The organism is Algoriphagus lutimaris, assembly GCF_017051705.1.
GTDB classification, from domain to species: domain Bacteria; phylum Bacteroidota; class Bacteroidia; order Cytophagales; family Cyclobacteriaceae; genus Algoriphagus; species Algoriphagus lutimaris.
On sequence record NZ_JAFIDJ010000001.1, the window covers coordinates 1,010,649 to 1,026,620 of the forward strand.

The following is a 15,972-nucleotide window of genomic DNA, read 5'->3' on the forward strand; positions in this document are numbered from 1 at the left end:
TTAAACCCTAAAAAAGAACCTATACCTCCTCAAAGGAGTGAAAAATAACATAACAGGCTTCACTATTGCTACAGGAAGTGCATAGATAAAAGCTGGCGTTATGTGTGAAAAGGTGTTCATTCGATTCGGGGAGCAAATTTGAACTCTTTGAAAACTAATTGCAAGTAATTCTTTAATTTTTTTAAGGTTCATTGCAAAAGTTTTGCCATATCAATCATATCCACCAATAATTCCTGCTTGGGAGTTTTAACCAAATAAAATTTTGTCATGCATTTCCTGACATTTCTTTAATAGCTCTTACAAACTGATCCATGTCATTTTCAGAAGTGTACACATTAGGGGATATTCTACATCCACGTACACCTGAACCATTAATACCAACTGTATAAATCTTATATTTTTCCATTAAAATCTTAGCCATATCTACAGGTTCCACCGCATCTATGCCCACATTCCCGATACCACAAGACCTTTGAGGTTCCTTTGGAGTATTGACATTTACACCTGGCAAATCCCTAACCTGATCTGACCAATATTTTTGAATATACCTTAAGCGCTCTTCTTTTCGCTTACTGCCCATCTTGTTGTGAAAATCTATGGCATCAAGAACTGCCAAATCGGTAGAAACTGCATGGGTACCCGTATGATTTAAATTCAAGAGGGTCTCTTGATCCAATTCGTATGGTGCAAGCAAAGGTCTTATCTGCTGACTTTTCCCTTTTTTAACATAAAGCATCCCACAACCTAACGGAACACTTAGCCATTTATGAAGACTTGATCCATAATAATCACAATTCAATTCTGAAATATTGAAATCAAAATGTCCTACCGCATGCGCACCATCCAACATAATTTCAACTCCATAGCTATGAGCCATATCAGCAATTTTTCGAACAGGAAGAATATGACCAGTAATATTGACGATATGAGGCACCATCATCAATTTTGTTTTGGGAGTGATTGCCTGTTCGTAAACATCTACTATTTCTTCATCATTCTCAGGATGCATCGGAATATCGATACGCTTTACTTTAATGCCGTACCTTCTTTCGGCCAGCTCAAACATATTTAGTAAACTGCCATAATCCTGATTGGATACAATGGCTTCATCTCCTTTTTTCCAGGGATATCCAGAAATAATCAAATCAATTGATTCTGTTGTATTCCGAGTCAATACCACCTCTGCAGGATCCGCTCCAATTAACTCCGCAACTTTGGCAGCAGACTTAGCTTTATTATCCCATTGAACAGTTCTCATATAGCTAGAGGCGTGGTAATTTACATCCCTCAAATGCTGAATATACTTTTCCAGTGTTTCCTCTGGTAAGAAACAATAATATCCATTTTCTAAATTGATATAATCAGGCTTTAACTTATATGCAGCACGAATCTGATCCCAAATATCAGGCGCATTAAAATCTAGCTCATAAATGCTTTTAGCTTTTGCTTTTGAATTAAAAAGGGAACTTGAACTAAAGCCTAATAGGGCAAGGGATTTAATAAAGGATCTTTTATTCATGAGGTGGTTTCTTAGAGAATGTAAGATACAATCCATACGATTAAAAGGAAAATTGCCATCCACATGATCCAAGGGGATTTTTGAGGAAATTCAAATTGACAAATCGGACAAACTTTCGCATTTACATCTACTTCCATTGCACAGGAAGGGCATTCTTTGGTTTTCAATATGTTCCGTGAACTCTTTTGTTTAAAAATCTATTTGTACCTAAGTAAATTAAAATCTTATGAAAATTGAAATTTGGTCTGATGTAGTTTGTCCATTTTGTTACATCGGAAAAAGAAAATTGGAAAAAGCTCTAGATAAATTTCCTTATAAAAGCCAGGTAGAGATCGAATGGAAAAGTTTCCAATTGAATCCAGACCAAGTGACAGACCCTTCTTTAAACTCTTTGGAATACCTTTCCAAATCTAAAGGTTGGTCAATGCCACAAACCCTACAAATTACTGAGCAAGTGGTGGACATGGCAAAATCTGAGGGATTGGAATTCAACATGGAGCAAACCGTGGTTGCCAATACAAAAAATTCCCATCGACTGATTCACTTTGCGAAAGCTTCTGGAAAGGGGGCTGTAATGAAAGAACGTTTATTGAACGCTTATTTTACACAAGGAGAAAATGTGGATGATTTCGAAACCTTACAGAAGTTAGGTACGGAAGTGGGATTAAATGCCGGGGATATTAAAGAGATGCTTGAATCCAATAAGTACCATGAGGAAGTTGAAAAGGATATTTATGAGTCTAGACTGATAGGTGTTCAAGGAGTACCTTTCTTTGTTTTAGACAGAAAATTTGGTATATCCGGAGCTCAAGCGGATCAGGTATTTGACCAAACTTTGGAAAAAGCATGGGGCGATTTTATAAAAGAAAACCCTGAACTACAATTTGTTCAGGGCTCAGATGAGAATACTTGTGAAATAGATGGGGATTGTTAATTCCCATTTTTTTTTACCAAACTCCTCTGGTCTTCATTTGAAGTGTATAAACCGCATCCATTGCAGTTATAAACAGCGTCTTTCTGTCTAATGCCCCAAAAACTACATTGGCTGTCCATTTTGCTGGAACAGGGATATGAGCAATTTGATCTCCATTCCTATTGAAAACAGTTACTCCATCACCAGTTAAATATAAATTCCCTTTAAAATCAATAGTCATCCCATCGGACCCTTTTTCACAGAAGAGGGTTTTATTCGTTAGATATCCATCTTCCCGGATTTCATACTTATAGGTTTTATTTGCTCCGATATCGGATACATATAAAAATTCCCCGTCAGGAGTTCCTACGATTCCATTGGGTTTGACCAAATCATCAGTCACTTGAAAAAACTCCGACCGGTCTTCTGAGACAAAATATACATGCTGACCATCTTGCTCCATTTCGGGACTTCTATTTCCTTCCCAATATTCTCTAGGATAGAGAGGGTCTGTAAAAAACAATCCTCCTTTCGGACGAACCCAAAGGTCGTTTGGTCCATTCAATTTTTTTCCCTTAAACCCAGATAGAATTACCTCTTCATTTCCATCCTGATCAATAGACCAGAGTTCATTTTTCTCATCCGCACAAGTAATCAGGCTATTGTTTAATAAGAAATACATTCCATTTGACCTGCCTGCGTTTTCTTTAAAGAGGGTAATTTCATTACTTCCAGCAGACCATTTGTAAATTTTATTATTGGGCTGATCAGTGAAGAAAATATCTCCCATTCGGTTCACTGCAGGTCCTTCAGTAAAGGTAAAACCATCTTGTACTTTTACTAATTCAGCATTTCTTGCTACTACACCACCTCTTTCTTCAATTTGAGCCATTAAGGTATTGGAGACTATTAGCGCGGCAAAAATGAGCGTGTGTTTAATTGGGTTCATAAATATTAGTGATTATTTTCTTTCCATGGCTACTACTAAAAGATTTAAATCTTCACTGTAAGCCATTCTCGATATGTTTTGATGGGTATCAGACTGGATAGTTCCGATCAGTTCCCAGTTTGTATCTGTGTATTTTCTTTTATAAATATCATTTCCCTTTGCCATCAATAAATACTTTTTATCTAGCCAAATGAAATCTTGAGACCCTTCCAACCCAAAGTTATATTCTGCTCTTTCTCCTGTCTCAATATCATAACTTTTTAATAAATACGATTTTTGATCCGCAACATTACGAAAATCAGCTGTAGATAAATAGGTTATTTCACTGGTTTTTGGACGTTTCTTAATTGATCGAGCTACATTTGAATCAATATCTATTAAATCATTTCTCCCTCTGGCATAAACCAAATGGTTAGGATCTCCCAAAACAAACATCGCTGCTTTATTATCATACCAATCGTAATAACCTACTGGTTCAATGTCATCATATAAAAGCTCGGCAGGTTCAAAGCTAATTGGATATAACCAAATGCGTTGTTTCTTATCCGGCTCTGATACCACAGCTGAAATATACATTCCACAGTCTGTAATGGAGGGTGAATTTTCATTTCTGTCAGAAGTACGGCTCATGTTAGTAAACTTCTTAGAATTGAAGTTGTACACGATTATATCATAATTATCATTTTCATCAGCCGCGGAAAAAACCATCTGGTATTCATTGATGAAGCTGGGCTGATTATCATATTCAGGCCGGTCAGTCAAAGCATAGGCCGTTTTGGGGTGTATTTTGAGGTTACCGGATTTCCCTGATGTTTCTATGACCCAAAGGTCAAATCCCCCCTGAGCAATAGCAATTCCGGAAAAGCTGGAAAGACTAAATAGTAAAACAGTATATAGAATTTTCATTTTTTTCTAAAATTGATCAACCAAAGTACAAAATGCATGTTAGAAAGCTGTGAGTAAACTAAAATTGTACCATCCTCAACAGTTCGATGAACTGAGAAAGCAAGAAGATCCTCTGGCAGACCAAGTGGTCTTGGATCTAGTCAATACTCCTGAATTAAGTTTGGAAATCAATAAATGGGAAGTAATTCCTACTGATATTCCTACTCATTTCCCAACATCCCTCCATTCATTTTTCGAAGATTACAATAATCCTCCGACTATTCAAGAAAGAAAATCCTTGATTCAGGGACAAGCGTTTTTTAATAAGCGAGGAGATAATTATTTAGCCATGTTGGGTTTTTATTCTTTGCCCTATTGTTATGCTTTTGCAAACGGTGCCGAAGTACTTGTTAGATCTAAGAGAATACTAGAAGATTCAGGTAAGCGTTTAGGAGAAACAGCTAAGTTTCTTTTAGATGTATTCAAACCAGGAGCATTTATTGATTCAAATCAGGCCTTTCTCACTTGCGCTAAAATTCGATTAATCCATGCATACAGTAGATATTTTATTCATCATTATGCTCATGATTGGAAGCCCGAATTTGGTCAACCTATCAATCAAGAAGACTTAATAGGCACCAATCTCGCTTTTAGTTTATTGGTAGTTAGAGGAATGAGAAAAGTTGGAACTAATGTCACTAAAGAAGAAAGTGAGATATTATTGGCCTATTGGAGGTATCTAGGAAAATTATTGGGGATCCAAATTGAGTTTTGGCCAGAGACTACCAAAGATGCATTTGTTTTAGAGAAATTGATTCGAAAAAGACATTTGAGGAAATCATCGGCAGGAGAGAAGTTGATCCAATCTTTATTGAACTACTTTGAACAAAATCAACAAGAATCTCTTCTGAAGGGAAAATCAGAATCTCTAGTTTCATTTATGGTGGGTAAGGAAGCATCTCAAGCATTAGGTATTTCTTCTGAACCTATTTTTATTCCAGAAGTTGTGGGCTCCATTTTCAAACTATTAGGGTGGAAAAATTATGCAGGTAATAAATCCCACACTAGATTCATGAAAGACTTTGAATTGAACTATTATCAACAATTCGGAGAGGCCGTTTCTATTCAATTGCCTGAACGAAAGCGTTCATAATCGTACATAAATTTGTACGTTTACCACTCATATATTTTTTGTAACCTTCGAAATTGGGCTATTTAGGCAATGTTTTGGTAATGGCATCTTTTTCGTATCATAAAAGGCATGAAGGAAATAACACAACGGCTACATCGATTCCCCCTAGAGCTAGTATTCTGGATAGGAAGTTTGTTAGCAATCCTGATGCTTGAACCCGGAGCTGAGCCTCATCTGAGTCTTTGCCCTTTGGATCAACTGGGATTTAGTTGGTGTCCAGGATGTGGATTGGGAAGATCTATGAATCTACTTGCAAGAGGGGATTTTCAGGCTTCATGGTCCATGCATCCTCTGGCAATGCTTGCATACGTAGTGATTTTCTCTAGAATTTGGCAACTAATTAAAAACCTTAAAACAACACACAATTATGGCTAATGTATTGAGACATCTTCCTGAACTGGAAGGAATGGAACTGGGATATATCCAGGGATTGATGAAAAACATGGACGAAGATCAAGCATCTCTATTTGCACAAGTTTATAGAGCAAGAAGGAAAGATGCTCAAATGATCTTGATCCTTACTTTGCTAGGCTTCTTTGGCTTTGCTGGTTTACATCGATTTATCCTAGGACAAATAGGACTGGGTATTCTCTACATTTTGACCGTAGGTCTTTGCTTTATCGGTACAATCGTTGATTTAGTCAATTATAAAAGTTTGGCTTATGAGTATAACATCAAAGTAGCTCACGAAACCATCAACATGTTATCTACATCCTTTGATATGGGAACAGATCATAAAGAATAAAATCACCTTAACCACTAACGGAAAGACCTGAAGAAATTCAGGTCTTTTTTCATTTAATAAGGTCCTATACTACCAATACTTTTTACCATTCTTCCAAGTCTTGGTCTTCTTTTTCCGACTTAATTTGACCTTCTATTATTCCCAATTTTGTCCTTCCGATGTCAGAAATCAATAATTGAAACGAATTCAACTTCCTATGTATTTGCTGCAAGGTTTCAAAATCAGGATGCTGTACATGAAAAGGGATACTCATCAAATTCTCTTGCTTTTTTTCAAATGGAGGAGGAGGAGAGGCTCCAAAAAAATAAGGCCATAAGGTCTTGCTACAAGAAATCCCCCAATGAGTAATAGGATACTGATCAGAATAATTCTGCAAGCGTTCATTTATATCCTCAAAAAACTGTTCAGACTCTCCTAATCTAATTCTTGAACCAGCTCTTGATTTTCCTTTGGTTTTCAGATATTTAATCTGACTTTTACCTTGTTTTTGCCTTACCATATATGCCCTGAAAACTTTATGGTTGATCATTTCTCCATTATGAAAGTATCCAGTACATGCAATACCAGCCCGAATCATCACCAATGCCAAATGATAATCCTCTCTCTTGATTAACTCCTCATTTTCAATAAACTCTATTGACCAAGGTAAGGAAACCTTTAGCAACCACTCATTATTCTCACTATACTCCAATTGATGGGTTTCAGGTAAATAATTTTGTTTCAAGCCCATATCAAGGACTTTTTCCTGAAGCTCAGAAAAAATGGTGGAATTGATCTCTTGGTAATTTCCTGGGGACATGATTTGGATGACAATTCAATTATCTTTGTGCAAATAAACTGAAAATTTATGCAAGAGGAAACTCAAAAACTTTTTGACAAAATTTGTGACCCTAATGAAAAAGAAGCTTTCTATTTTGCTGAAAAGCTAGGAAAAATCAATACAGAGGAAGTTAAAGATAAACTGATTGAACTCGTCAAAGGCGACAATTGGGAAATTGCATATTTAGCTTGTAAAGCATTAGCGAAAACGAGTTTCAACAATGAGGCTTTGGAAGCTATTTTTATTGCAATTAGAGATAAGAAAAATCAAAAGAACCAAGGTGCATTTGTACAAGTTTTGGAGGAGTTTGATTTAAGTGAAAGCTTCGTCGATATTTTTAGAGTTTATCTATTTGGTAACTTTAAAGCTGAGACACTTGCCAAAGAATATTTAGATAGTGTGGAATTCGAAATTACCCCAAGAACCATTCGAAAGGCTGAAAAGCATTGGAACCATTACTTACATAATCCTGAAGACGAAGGAAGTTTAGCTATTAAAAAGGCAGAAGTCGAACCTATGTTGCTAGAAATGAAGGAATTATTTTCTGAATAATCGGCAACAAAATTACTGTTCTCATGTTTAAATAAACATGAAAAACATAGACTTTTTTGGACTTCATACTCAGTTTTTTCTCGATCATGGTTTCGAGATCCATCAGAACTATATGTTGTTTCAAAAAAGCTTTCCCATTGGAAACCAAGTAATTTTTGTTCATCACCATGAAGATTCAAGAGGAACATGTCTGGAGTACAACTTTGGTATCCGAATCCATCAGGTTGAAGAATTAATCCATGAATTTCTTCCCACTTTAAGTGGTTTTTCAGAGCGGTCTATCACTTTGGTTCAATCTCAAGATAAAATCAGTAAAAATGTTCCTCGATCATTTATTATTCATGGCGAGGAAGAATTAACTGATATGCTCCGCCGAGGTGAAGAATTTTTACTTTCTGATGGTATTCCTTGGTTAGATAAAATGATCGATCCTTTGAATCTGGAAATTGCTTTCTTTGAGAGAAAATCCAACTTTTTTAAATCCCATAATTTTGTTTACAATGCATTTCGTGCCACTGCTTTAAGCAAACTATTTAACCCGAAAGACTATCCTTATTTACGTCAGCTATTTTTGGAACATATTCAAGAAAAGCAAATGACACCCTTTACCATTGCCTCATTTTTAAAATTTTTGGATTACCTGAATAAATTAGATTAAGCCTTTCTTCTCACCCCTCTTACTGCTTCAGCTGAAATTGGATCCTCTGGCCATTCATGTTTGGGATATCTTCTTTTTAACTCTTTTTTCACTTCAAAATACCCATGTTGCCAAAAGCTTTTCAAATCCTGGGTTAATTGTACAGGCTTGAAGCCGGGCGATAGCATTTCTATTAATACAGGAATTTTTCCAGCATTAATCTTTGGTGTTTCCAACAACCCAAATAGTTCCTGTAGTCTCACCGAAAGAATAGGGATTTCTCCCTCTGAACGGTATTCTAATTTGATTTTGCTGCCTGATGGTACATCTATCGAAGTAGGAGTTAATTCATCCAAAAGTTGCTGTAATTCAAATGAAAGACTATTCTTTAAAATCTGAACTAGATTCAAATTTTTTAGATCTTCATTCTTTTTGATGTTCTGCAAATAAAACTCCAGCCATTTTTCGGGTGTTTCACAAAGCTCTGCTACGGACCAATTCGGCCATTCTTGGCTAGGATTCCATATTTTCAGCGACTGAACTCTTAAAATCAATTGTTCTACTGCCTCATTAAAATCCAACAAATATTCTCCCTCTTCCCGAATAGCTTCTAAAATAGCTTCTTTGACATTCCCTTCTGAATAGTTCGATAAAGGCCTAGTTCCAAGTATAATGGAACCTATCCTTATTTCAGAATGAGCCTGTAAACCACCTTTTTTCCGATCCCATTTTAAAACTTCCTTGGTTTTAAGCATAGGGGCCAAATCCTTAGGATTAATTGGCGCAGCCATCCAGATTTTACCCATTCCATCTCTTGCATCCACATGTGCCACAGCCAACCATGATTCATGTGCTAAATCATCTCGGTGTCCTATTTCAGCTATTTTACCATTCGCCAGTTGAAATTGGGCATTGTTACCAGGTCGAGCGGCAGCAATTCTTTCTGGATATGCATAAGCCAATAATAACCCTGTCATCCAAGGATCCACTGCTTTATTCTCAGGGGAGATTTTAAACATAGATCGATAAGAAGAGGCCAACTTTTCAATCTTTTTGATTCGGGGAATCGTCACTCCTCGTTCCCTATACCTTCTTAAGGCCTCAATTCTCAAGTTTATATCCACTCCAGATTCAGGTCCTAAAGGATCTCTTTCATCCAAAATCGCAGCTATATCTGTTCCTAATCCAAGTTCATCATGGCTCTTCGCATTCAATAACATATGTGCGATCCTTGGGTGTGTAGGAACACCGTGTATTGCTTTACCATGAGCTGTCAGGTTTCCATCTTCAATTGCCTCAATAGCCTCTAATGTCTTCTCTGCCAATAATAAAGTTCCAGATGGAGGAGGAGAGAACCAAGTCATTGTTCGAATGTCTTCTTGTCCCCATGCCTTCATATCTAACACCATTGGAGTAAGGTCTGCTTCCAATAATTCCGGTGTTCTAAATTCAACCATTTGATTTTCAATGGCTTTTGTCCAAAGTCTATAGGAATGACCTGCTGTTAACCTTCCTGCACGACCAGAACGTTGATCTGCTGAATCCCTGCTAATCCTATGTAATACGAGTCTGGATAAGCCGGTTCTAGGATCGAATTTGGAGGACTTTGCATAGCCGGAATCAACTACCACTTTGATACCTTCAATGGTAAGTGAAGTTTCTGCTATATCTGTGGACAATACAATTTTTCTCTTTCCGGAAGGGTCAGGAAGTATAGCTCTATTTTGTGCACTTGGAGAAAGTTGTCCATATAAAGGCAATACCAAATCCTTTGGCAAAGCATTTCTTAAAATAGATTCCGCTTTTTTTATATCTCCTTGACCAGGTAAAAAAACCAAAAAATCTCCTTGGTGCTGATGCGTGAGCGGAATCAGTTTGCGGGCAGTATCTTCTCCTATACTGTATTCGTCGACTTCCCCTAAATAAGCCACTTCTACAGGATATTGTCTTCCACTACTTTGAATGACTTGGGCTTTCAACAGCTCTGAAAGGGTAGGGGTATCGATGGTCGCAGACATCAATAAAATCCGTAAATCAGGTCTTAATACTTCTTGAATTTCTCTGCAAAGTGCCAAAGCAACTTCTGAATGTAAATTTCGCTCGTGGAATTCATCAAAAATCACCAAACCTACATTTTCCAAGCTATTATCGGAGTGCATCATCCGAGTCAAAATTCCTTCGGTGATGACTTCTAGTTGAGTATATTTGGATACCACAGATTCAAAACGGATTCTATAACCTATTAAATTTCCAACCTTAGTATGAGACATATCTGCCATCCGTTGGGCAATAGATTTAGTAGCCAAACGTCTGGGTTCCAACATGATTATCTTCTTCCCTTTTAGCCAGGGTTCCTCCAATAATGACAAAGGAAGCAAGGTACTTTTTCCTGCTCCTGGAGGGGCTTGAATAATCAAAGAGTTGGATTCAGAAAGGTGCCGCTTTACCTCAGAGATGATCTCTGCAACTGGTAAGTCAAAACTGTTGTATTCGAAATTTTGAACCATGAGGCTGCAAAAATAGGAGATTCTAAAGTAGGGAATACACTCTAAGCATTCAATTATGGTAATGGAAAGCAAAAATCAGGAAATGGTTTCAATCCTATAAGTTAAATCCATCCCTTTCAGAGTATATAAATTATTAGCTTAAAAGATGATTTTATGTACGAGTCCAATTTTAATACGGATATAGATGTTTTTGGAAGGAGTTTAGTTTTTCCGGAATTATTCTTGGAACTTTTGAAAAACACAATGTGATCTAGTTTCCTAAATTAACTAAAACCCTTTTTATCAATGAAAAACAACATAAGATTAGTTCAATTGATGCATCCTAAACACGGTCGTAGGATCGCAAAAGTTCAAGAGCCTGATTTGGTGCTTTTAAAAGACTTTGATTCCGTTTATGAACTTGCTGTAACAGCCATTGATACCAATCAAGGTTTGATGAATCTGATACAAGACAGAATTTCTGATGAAAAGCTGGACTATAATTCTATCTATTCAACTAGTGATGAATGGAAGCTGCTTCCTTCTTTTGATCATCCAGAATCTCCCTTTCAATGCCTAGTTTCCGGCACTGGGCTGACTCATCATAATAGCGCTTTAAATAGGCAAATGATGCATAGTGAGCATAAAGAACAAGCCACTGATAGTCTTAAAATGTATGAAATGGGCGTAAAGGGAGGAAATCCAAGTCCAGGCGAAATAGGAGTTCAACCGGAATGGTTTTATAAGGGAAATGGAGCAGTTTTAAGAGCGCATGGAGATAAACTTCTAATTCCTTATTTCGGGAATGACGGAGGGGAAGAACCGGAAATTGCAGGATTGTATATAATTGATAGAGAAGGAAATCCATTCAGGGTTGGGATGACGATCGGAAATGAATTTTCTGACCATGTGATGGAAAAAATAAATTATCTCTATTTAGCTCCATCAAAAATAAGGACCTGCGCGATTGGACCAGAATTGGTTATTGACGCGGATTTTGAAAGTATTTCCGGAGAAGTCTCGGTGTCCAGAGATGTGGAGCAAATCTGGAGTTCAAAAATCAATTCTGGTCAAAAGAACATGTGCCATAATTTGGAAAACTTGGAGTTTCACCATTTCAAATATGATTCTCACCGGATTCCTTTACAAGCACATGTCCACTTTTACGGTGCAGATGCTTTTAGTTTTGGAAACAAGGTACTACTCGAAGCTGGTGATCAAATGACCGTGGCTTGGGAGGGAATGGGAAGGCCCTTGATTAATTATCTGGAAAAAGAAAATAGAAATAACTACCAGCATGTTCGACAATTATAAACTACCTTTTTTGGATATTGAGTAAAAAAAAACCACGGGTAAATTCCCGTGGTTTCATTTTTTTTAGGACGTATACTTAAGAACCTAATTTTGCAGATGCCTTTCCATATTCCCATCTAATTTCAAAGCTGGATGGTTTCACTTCGTAAACCAATCGCTCCTCCATGGTAGAAGTTTGTTGGGAAGGAACACTTACTCTGAGCACATCTTTGCTAGAATCATAATCAAAGGCACCCCACTGCTTAGCAACTTCATTGAAAATAAATGTAGATGTATTTTCACCTGGGATTACAAAGAATCCATAAGTTCCAGCAGGCAACTTTTTACCTTCAACCATGATATCCTTGGTAGTGGTAAAGGTGGTGGCCTCATTCGCTCCAGCTCTCCAAACCTCTCCCAAAGGAACCAAATCTCCCCAAATCACTCTTCCTTTTACAGCAGGACTACTATAATTGATGGTAATTTTAGCATCACCAACAGTTCCTTCTGCTGTTTTAGCAGGACTTGGTTTTTCTTGTGCATTAGCAGCATATCCTACAAATGCCATTAGGATCATTGCAAAAAAGCTCTTTTTCAAATTCATTGTCATGTTATTTAATGGTATTTAGAATGGAAAATACAGAATTTATTCAAAATAGAATGTCTTAAACTGATATTTTAAAGAAAAATAACGGGATGCTAATGAAACAGGTTTTACAAAAGCATTTTAAAAACTCAATTAAAAAAAAACAGGGAGTTGAAAAGAATTCACCCCCTGTTTATAGGTTAATTTGAGCAAATAGATTTGGTATCCATTTTGCCCATAATTATTAATGAAGATATTATGAAGGAATCTTAACCCATGCCTCCTTGGCATTACTTTCTACAATTGCTTCACCTATAATTAATTCTCTCAAGCCGTCTGCAAAGGTTGGGAAGGTTGGTGATTCAGGCATTTTACCCTCACGAACAGCAGCATAGACCTCTTTAAATAATTGCTTAGAAGTATCGGGGAATCCTTCTTGGTGTCCACCTGGGAAACTCACCAATGAACGGGCACCTGCACTTACCAACGCAGGGTCTTTCATCATAACGGAATTTGGTTCATCTCGCTTTCCTATCCAAAGTTCATTTGGTTTTTCGGCATTGAATTCAAAGTTTGCCTTAGAACCGGAGATCTCAATATTCAATCTGTTTTTACGGCCCGCATTGATTTGACTTACAGTGATTGATCCTGTTCTTCCATTATCAAAACGTAACAATACGGTTGCATAATCTTCAGAATTTACTGGATACTCTTTATAATCAGAAGGATCCAAGGCTTTGCCAGAGAAAGTTTCAATCGCTTTCAAAGGTTTCAATCTGGTTTTGTAAACTGTAGAAAAATCAGCCATCACTGCTGTAATTCTCAAGCCAGTAACGTATTCTGTCATATCCAATAAATGGGATCCAATATCAGCTACGGCTCTTGATCCACCTGATTGTTCAGGCTCCAATCTCCAGTTATAGTCTGTGCGATGGAATAGCCAATCTTGCAAGTAAGAACCCATGACAGAATTTACCTCTCCCAATTCTCCACTTTCACGCATCACTTTCATCTGTCTTACCATTGGGTAATAACGAAGATTAAAGTGTACTGCATTGACCAATCCTTTCTCTTCTGCGATGGCCACCAATTCTTCAGCTTCAGCAATGGTATTGGCTAAAGGTTTTTCACAAACCACATGTTTGCCTGCCAATAAACAAGCTTTCGTTTGTGGGAAATGCAGGAAGTTAGGGGTACAAACATGAACCACTTGAATGCTGTCATCCTTCAACATATTTTCAAAAGTATATGCATTAGGAATACCAAGCTCCTTGGCTTTGGCTTCAGCTACTTCTTGATTTACTTCAACAAGACCTGAAACATGGATATTAGGAATTCTTCTTAGTGCCTCTAAATGTGCTGGACCGATAAAGCCGGTTCCTACAATAGCAGCATTGATCGTCTGGGACATAGGTTTTTTTAGGTTGAATTAAATAGATGTTTAAAACGTCAAATTAGGAAAAATGCTTCAAAAACAAGCCATTTATAAAATGTCATTTTCTTAAAAAAGCCTGTCGATTTTGCCCATTTCTTAAGTTTATTTTCAAAAACTCACTTCTATTCTCTGAAAATCAGCACCATCTATCCTTTATTAAGGCTTAATCCACCATTCTTCTCTTGTTTCAAGATTTTGATTCAAAATAATATATGACCCGATTTTCGGAACATATACAGGTAATTTAAGTTTCTCTGCTGACTTTAGAACACGTTCCACCGGATCAGTCCAAGAATGCATGGCAAGAGAAAAAGCCGCCCAATGGATGGGCATGATGACTTTGGCTTGAATATCCAAACCTGCTTGGGCTGTCTCCTCTGGCATCATATGAATCTCCTTCCATCGCTCATTGTATTGACCACATTCCATCATGGCAAAATCGAAAGGGCCATAACGCTCTCCGATTTCTTTGAAATGAGGGCCATACCCACCATCCCCACTAAAATAGATTCGGTCGGACTTTCCATGGATCACCCAAGATCCCCATAAAGTTGAAAATCGATTATTGAGCCCCCTTCCTGAAAAATGCCTAGAAGGTGTTAAGGCCATCTTCAACCCATCCACATCTAGCTCATCCCACCAATCCATCTCGTGAATTTTTTCGGATTCAATACCCCAAGCTTCTAAATGGGAACCTAATCCCAAAGGGACATAATAAGATTGAGTCTTCCCCTTCAATTTTTGAACAGAACCATAATCTAGATGATCATAATGATCATGTGAGAACAAAATCATATCAATGGATGGTAATTGTTCAATTTCTATAGGAAGCTCTTTGCTGAATCGTTTCTTTCCCAATATCGGGTGGGGAGCAGGTACTTCCCCAAGCATGGGGTCCAAAAGAATATTTTTACCATCTATTTGTAAGAGAAATGCGGAATGTCCAAACCAAATCAACCTTGTACTCAGGTTTGGCAAAGTGAGATCTACGGAATCAATTTTCACTATGGGAATATCGAAATCAGGAACTCTGGAAGGATCATTTTTAAAGAATTCCGGAAGCATTTTTATTGCCTTTCCAAAATCCATCTCCATGTTGGTTTCGATCAGGTTTTGAAATTCTCCATTGGAATAATGCTCCAATTTTTCAAATTCAGCTTTCTGCTCAGAACTAGGGTTGGCTCCAAATTGAGGGCTGAGACTTACAAAAAGGATTCCTATGATAATTAAGGTAAGGCATATGGAAAGAATTACTAATAGTAACCTTTTAATAGCCTTTAATGATTTTTTAAGCATTTATTTTAAGGGTGTTTTCAAAAATAGTGCAACAGGATAAACTCAAATCCTCAAATAAAGATGCCCAATCCTTAAAAATACTTCAAAATTCTTGGACCTTTCTTAAAATTCTTACTCGCTTAAATGCCATTCTCCCGAATACATTTCCATAGGCGGCTTTATTTACGTATTGAATTTCTTTAACTTAAGGTTCAAAAGACATAAATCCATGGCAACATTAAATCTAAAAATTAACGGTAGTACCCATACTGTTGATGTCGAAGAAGACACCCCCTTATTGTGGGTTCTTCGGGACCATCTTGGCTTAGTGGGTACCAAATATTCATGTGGAATTGCCCAATGCGGAGCTTGTACTGTACATTTAAACGGTGAGGCTATATTTTCATGTAGCATGCCAGTTTCAAGTGTTGGTTCGGATGAAATAACCACTATTGAAGGCCTATCCAAAGATGGAGACCATCCAGTCCAAAAGGCATGGGATGAAATAGATGTGGCACAATGTGGGTATTGCCAAGCAGGGCAAATTATGAACGCTGCAGCATTTTTAGATAAAAACCCTTCTCCAAGTATGGAGGAAATAGAAAATGCAATGAACAGAAATATCTGTAGATGCGGAACCTATCATAAAATAAGAGAGGCTGTTGCAAAAGCTGCTAAAATCTAA

Annotated in this window: 16 protein-coding genes; 8 read left to right on the plus strand and 8 right to left on the minus strand. The window is 37.3% G+C overall.

The genetic code is table 11. The annotated features are described in order from the left end of the window. Window positions 1–265: 265 nt before the first annotated feature. Window positions 266–1,519, minus strand: a complete 1,254-nt coding sequence (locus JYB62_RS04170) for an aminotransferase class V-fold PLP-dependent enzyme (protein ID WP_205644166.1) — start codon at window positions 1,517–1,519, stop codon at window positions 266–268. Window positions 1,520–1,745: 226 nt separating this feature from the next. Here JYB62_RS04170 and JYB62_RS04180 point away from each other — a divergent pair, with 226 nt between their 5' ends. After that, a complete protein-coding gene (locus tag JYB62_RS04180) occupies window positions 1,746–2,453 on the plus strand; it encodes a DsbA family oxidoreductase (RefSeq protein WP_205644168.1) in 708 nt (235 codons plus the stop codon). Window positions 2,454–2,466: 13 nt separating this feature from the next. Here the strand turns inward: JYB62_RS04180 and JYB62_RS04185 are convergent, their stop codons facing one another. Together JYB62_RS04185 and JYB62_RS04190 are read right to left on the minus strand one after the other, a co-directional pair. Next, window positions 2,467–3,381: an SMP-30/gluconolactonase/LRE family protein gene (locus JYB62_RS04185; protein ID WP_205644169.1), complete on the minus strand. Its 915-nt coding sequence runs from the start codon at window positions 3,379–3,381 to the stop codon at window positions 2,467–2,469. A 12-nt stretch (window positions 3,382–3,393) separates the two neighbouring features. Continuing rightward, complete coding sequence (locus JYB62_RS04190; protein ID WP_205644170.1) at window positions 3,394–4,287, minus strand: hypothetical protein; 894 nt, start codon at window positions 4,285–4,287, stop codon at window positions 3,394–3,396. 49 nt (window positions 4,288–4,336) lie between these two features. Here JYB62_RS04190 and JYB62_RS04195 point away from each other — a divergent pair, with 49 nt between their 5' ends. The 3 genes from JYB62_RS04195 to JYB62_RS04205 all read left to right on the plus strand — a co-directional run bounded on the left by JYB62_RS04195 (window position 4,337) and on the right by JYB62_RS04205 (window position 6,203). Continuing rightward, window positions 4,337–5,419, plus strand: a complete 1,083-nt coding sequence (locus JYB62_RS04195; protein WP_205644171.1) for an oxygenase MpaB family protein — start codon at window positions 4,337–4,339, stop codon at window positions 5,417–5,419. A 108-nt stretch (window positions 5,420–5,527) separates the two neighbouring features. After that, on the plus strand, window positions 5,528–5,833 hold the full coding sequence (locus JYB62_RS04200; RefSeq protein WP_205644172.1) for a DUF2752 domain-containing protein: 306 nt from the start codon (window positions 5,528–5,530) through the stop codon (window positions 5,831–5,833). Beyond that, on the plus strand, window positions 5,826–6,203 hold the full coding sequence (locus JYB62_RS04205; RefSeq protein WP_205644173.1) for a TM2 domain-containing protein: 378 nt from the start codon (window positions 5,826–5,828) through the stop codon (window positions 6,201–6,203). Before JYB62_RS04200 ends, JYB62_RS04205 begins: the two co-directional genes overlap by 8 nt. A gap of 82 nt (window positions 6,204–6,285) precedes the next feature. Here the strand turns inward: JYB62_RS04205 and JYB62_RS04210 are convergent, their stop codons facing one another. Further along, window positions 6,286–7,002 (minus strand): hypothetical protein, encoded by a 717-nt coding sequence (locus JYB62_RS04210; protein ID WP_243431437.1) that lies wholly within the window; start codon window positions 7,000–7,002, stop codon window positions 6,286–6,288. Window positions 7,003–7,050: 48 nt separating this feature from the next. Here JYB62_RS04210 and JYB62_RS04215 point away from each other — a divergent pair, with 48 nt between their 5' ends. Then, window positions 7,051–7,575 carry a HEAT repeat domain-containing protein gene (locus tag JYB62_RS04215; RefSeq protein ID WP_205644174.1) on the plus strand — a complete coding sequence of 175 codons (525 nt, stop codon included), beginning with the start codon at window positions 7,051–7,053 and terminating at the stop codon, window positions 7,573–7,575. A 37-nt stretch (window positions 7,576–7,612) separates the two neighbouring features. Beyond that, a complete protein-coding gene (locus JYB62_RS04220) occupies window positions 7,613–8,233 on the plus strand; it encodes a hypothetical protein (RefSeq protein WP_205644175.1) in 621 nt (206 codons plus the stop codon). Here JYB62_RS04220 and hrpB read toward each other — a convergent pair. Next, window positions 8,230–10,719: an ATP-dependent helicase HrpB gene (hrpB, locus tag JYB62_RS04225; RefSeq protein WP_205644176.1), complete on the minus strand. Its 2,490-nt coding sequence runs from the start codon at window positions 10,717–10,719 to the stop codon at window positions 8,230–8,232. The genes JYB62_RS04220 and hrpB overlap by 4 nt on opposite strands. 285 nt (window positions 10,720–11,004) lie before the next feature. Between hrpB and araD1 the strand changes: the two genes are divergently transcribed. Beyond that, window positions 11,005–12,012 (plus strand): AraD1 family protein, encoded by a 1,008-nt coding sequence (araD1, locus tag JYB62_RS04230; protein WP_205644177.1) that lies wholly within the window; start codon window positions 11,005–11,007, stop codon window positions 12,010–12,012. A gap of 76 nt (window positions 12,013–12,088) precedes the next feature. Here araD1 and JYB62_RS04235 read toward each other — a convergent pair whose 3' ends face one another. The 3 genes from JYB62_RS04235 to JYB62_RS04245 form a co-directional block, all read right to left on the minus strand. Then, a complete protein-coding gene (locus tag JYB62_RS04235; protein ID WP_205644178.1) occupies window positions 12,089–12,601 on the minus strand; it encodes a DUF2911 domain-containing protein in 513 nt (170 codons plus the stop codon). A gap of 232 nt (window positions 12,602–12,833) precedes the next feature. Next, window positions 12,834–13,988: a Gfo/Idh/MocA family protein gene (locus tag JYB62_RS04240; RefSeq protein WP_074224125.1), complete on the minus strand. Its 1,155-nt coding sequence runs from the start codon at window positions 13,986–13,988 to the stop codon at window positions 12,834–12,836. Window positions 13,989–14,168: 180 nt separating this feature from the next. Then, window positions 14,169–15,308, minus strand: coding sequence for an MBL fold metallo-hydrolase (locus JYB62_RS04245; RefSeq protein ID WP_207758591.1), 1,140 nt, complete (start codon window positions 15,306–15,308; stop codon window positions 14,169–14,171). A gap of 208 nt (window positions 15,309–15,516) precedes the next feature. Between JYB62_RS04245 and JYB62_RS04250 the strand changes: the two genes are divergently transcribed. After that, window positions 15,517–15,972 carry a (2Fe-2S)-binding protein gene (locus JYB62_RS04250; protein ID WP_205644179.1) on the plus strand — a complete coding sequence of 152 codons (456 nt, stop codon included), beginning with the start codon at window positions 15,517–15,519 and terminating at the stop codon, window positions 15,970–15,972.

What these genes read in the sequence shown, in the direction of transcription:
- JYB62_RS04205 (WP_205644173.1), top strand. Translation starts at nt 5,826, where the DNA reads ATGGCTAATGTATTGAGACATCTTCCTGAACTGGAAGGAATGGAACTG.
- JYB62_RS04235 (WP_205644178.1), bottom strand. Translation starts at nt 12,601, where the DNA reads ATGACAATGAATTTGAAAAAGAGCTTTTTTGCAATGATCCTAATGGCA.
- hrpB (WP_205644176.1), bottom strand. Translation starts at nt 10,719, where the DNA reads ATGGTTCAAAATTTCGAATACAACAGTTTTGACTTACCAGTTGCAGAG.
- JYB62_RS04185 (WP_205644169.1), bottom strand. Translation starts at nt 3,381, where the DNA reads ATGAACCCAATTAAACACACGCTCATTTTTGCCGCGCTAATAGTCTCC.
- JYB62_RS04190 (WP_205644170.1), bottom strand. Translation starts at nt 4,287, where the DNA reads ATGAAAATTCTATATACTGTTTTACTATTTAGTCTTTCCAGCTTTTCC.
- JYB62_RS04240 (WP_074224125.1), bottom strand. Translation starts at nt 13,988, where the DNA reads ATGTCCCAGACGATCAATGCTGCTATTGTAGGAACCGGCTTTATCGGT.
- JYB62_RS04215 (WP_205644174.1), top strand. Translation starts at nt 7,051, where the DNA reads ATGCAAGAGGAAACTCAAAAACTTTTTGACAAAATTTGTGACCCTAAT.
- JYB62_RS04250 (WP_205644179.1), top strand. Translation starts at nt 15,517, where the DNA reads ATGGCAACATTAAATCTAAAAATTAACGGTAGTACCCATACTGTTGAT.
- araD1 (WP_205644177.1), top strand. Translation starts at nt 11,005, where the DNA reads ATGAAAAACAACATAAGATTAGTTCAATTGATGCATCCTAAACACGGT.
- JYB62_RS04180 (WP_205644168.1), top strand. Translation starts at nt 1,746, where the DNA reads ATGAAAATTGAAATTTGGTCTGATGTAGTTTGTCCATTTTGTTACATC.
- JYB62_RS04245 (WP_207758591.1), bottom strand. Translation starts at nt 15,308, where the DNA reads ATGCTTAAAAAATCATTAAAGGCTATTAAAAGGTTACTATTAGTAATT.
- JYB62_RS04220 (WP_205644175.1), top strand. Translation starts at nt 7,613, where the DNA reads ATGAAAAACATAGACTTTTTTGGACTTCATACTCAGTTTTTTCTCGAT.
- JYB62_RS04200 (WP_205644172.1), top strand. Translation starts at nt 5,528, where the DNA reads ATGAAGGAAATAACACAACGGCTACATCGATTCCCCCTAGAGCTAGTA.
- JYB62_RS04170 (WP_205644166.1), bottom strand. Translation starts at nt 1,519, where the DNA reads ATGAATAAAAGATCCTTTATTAAATCCCTTGCCCTATTAGGCTTTAGT.
- JYB62_RS04210 (WP_243431437.1), bottom strand. Translation starts at nt 7,002, where the DNA reads ATGTCCCCAGGAAATTACCAAGAGATCAATTCCACCATTTTTTCTGAG.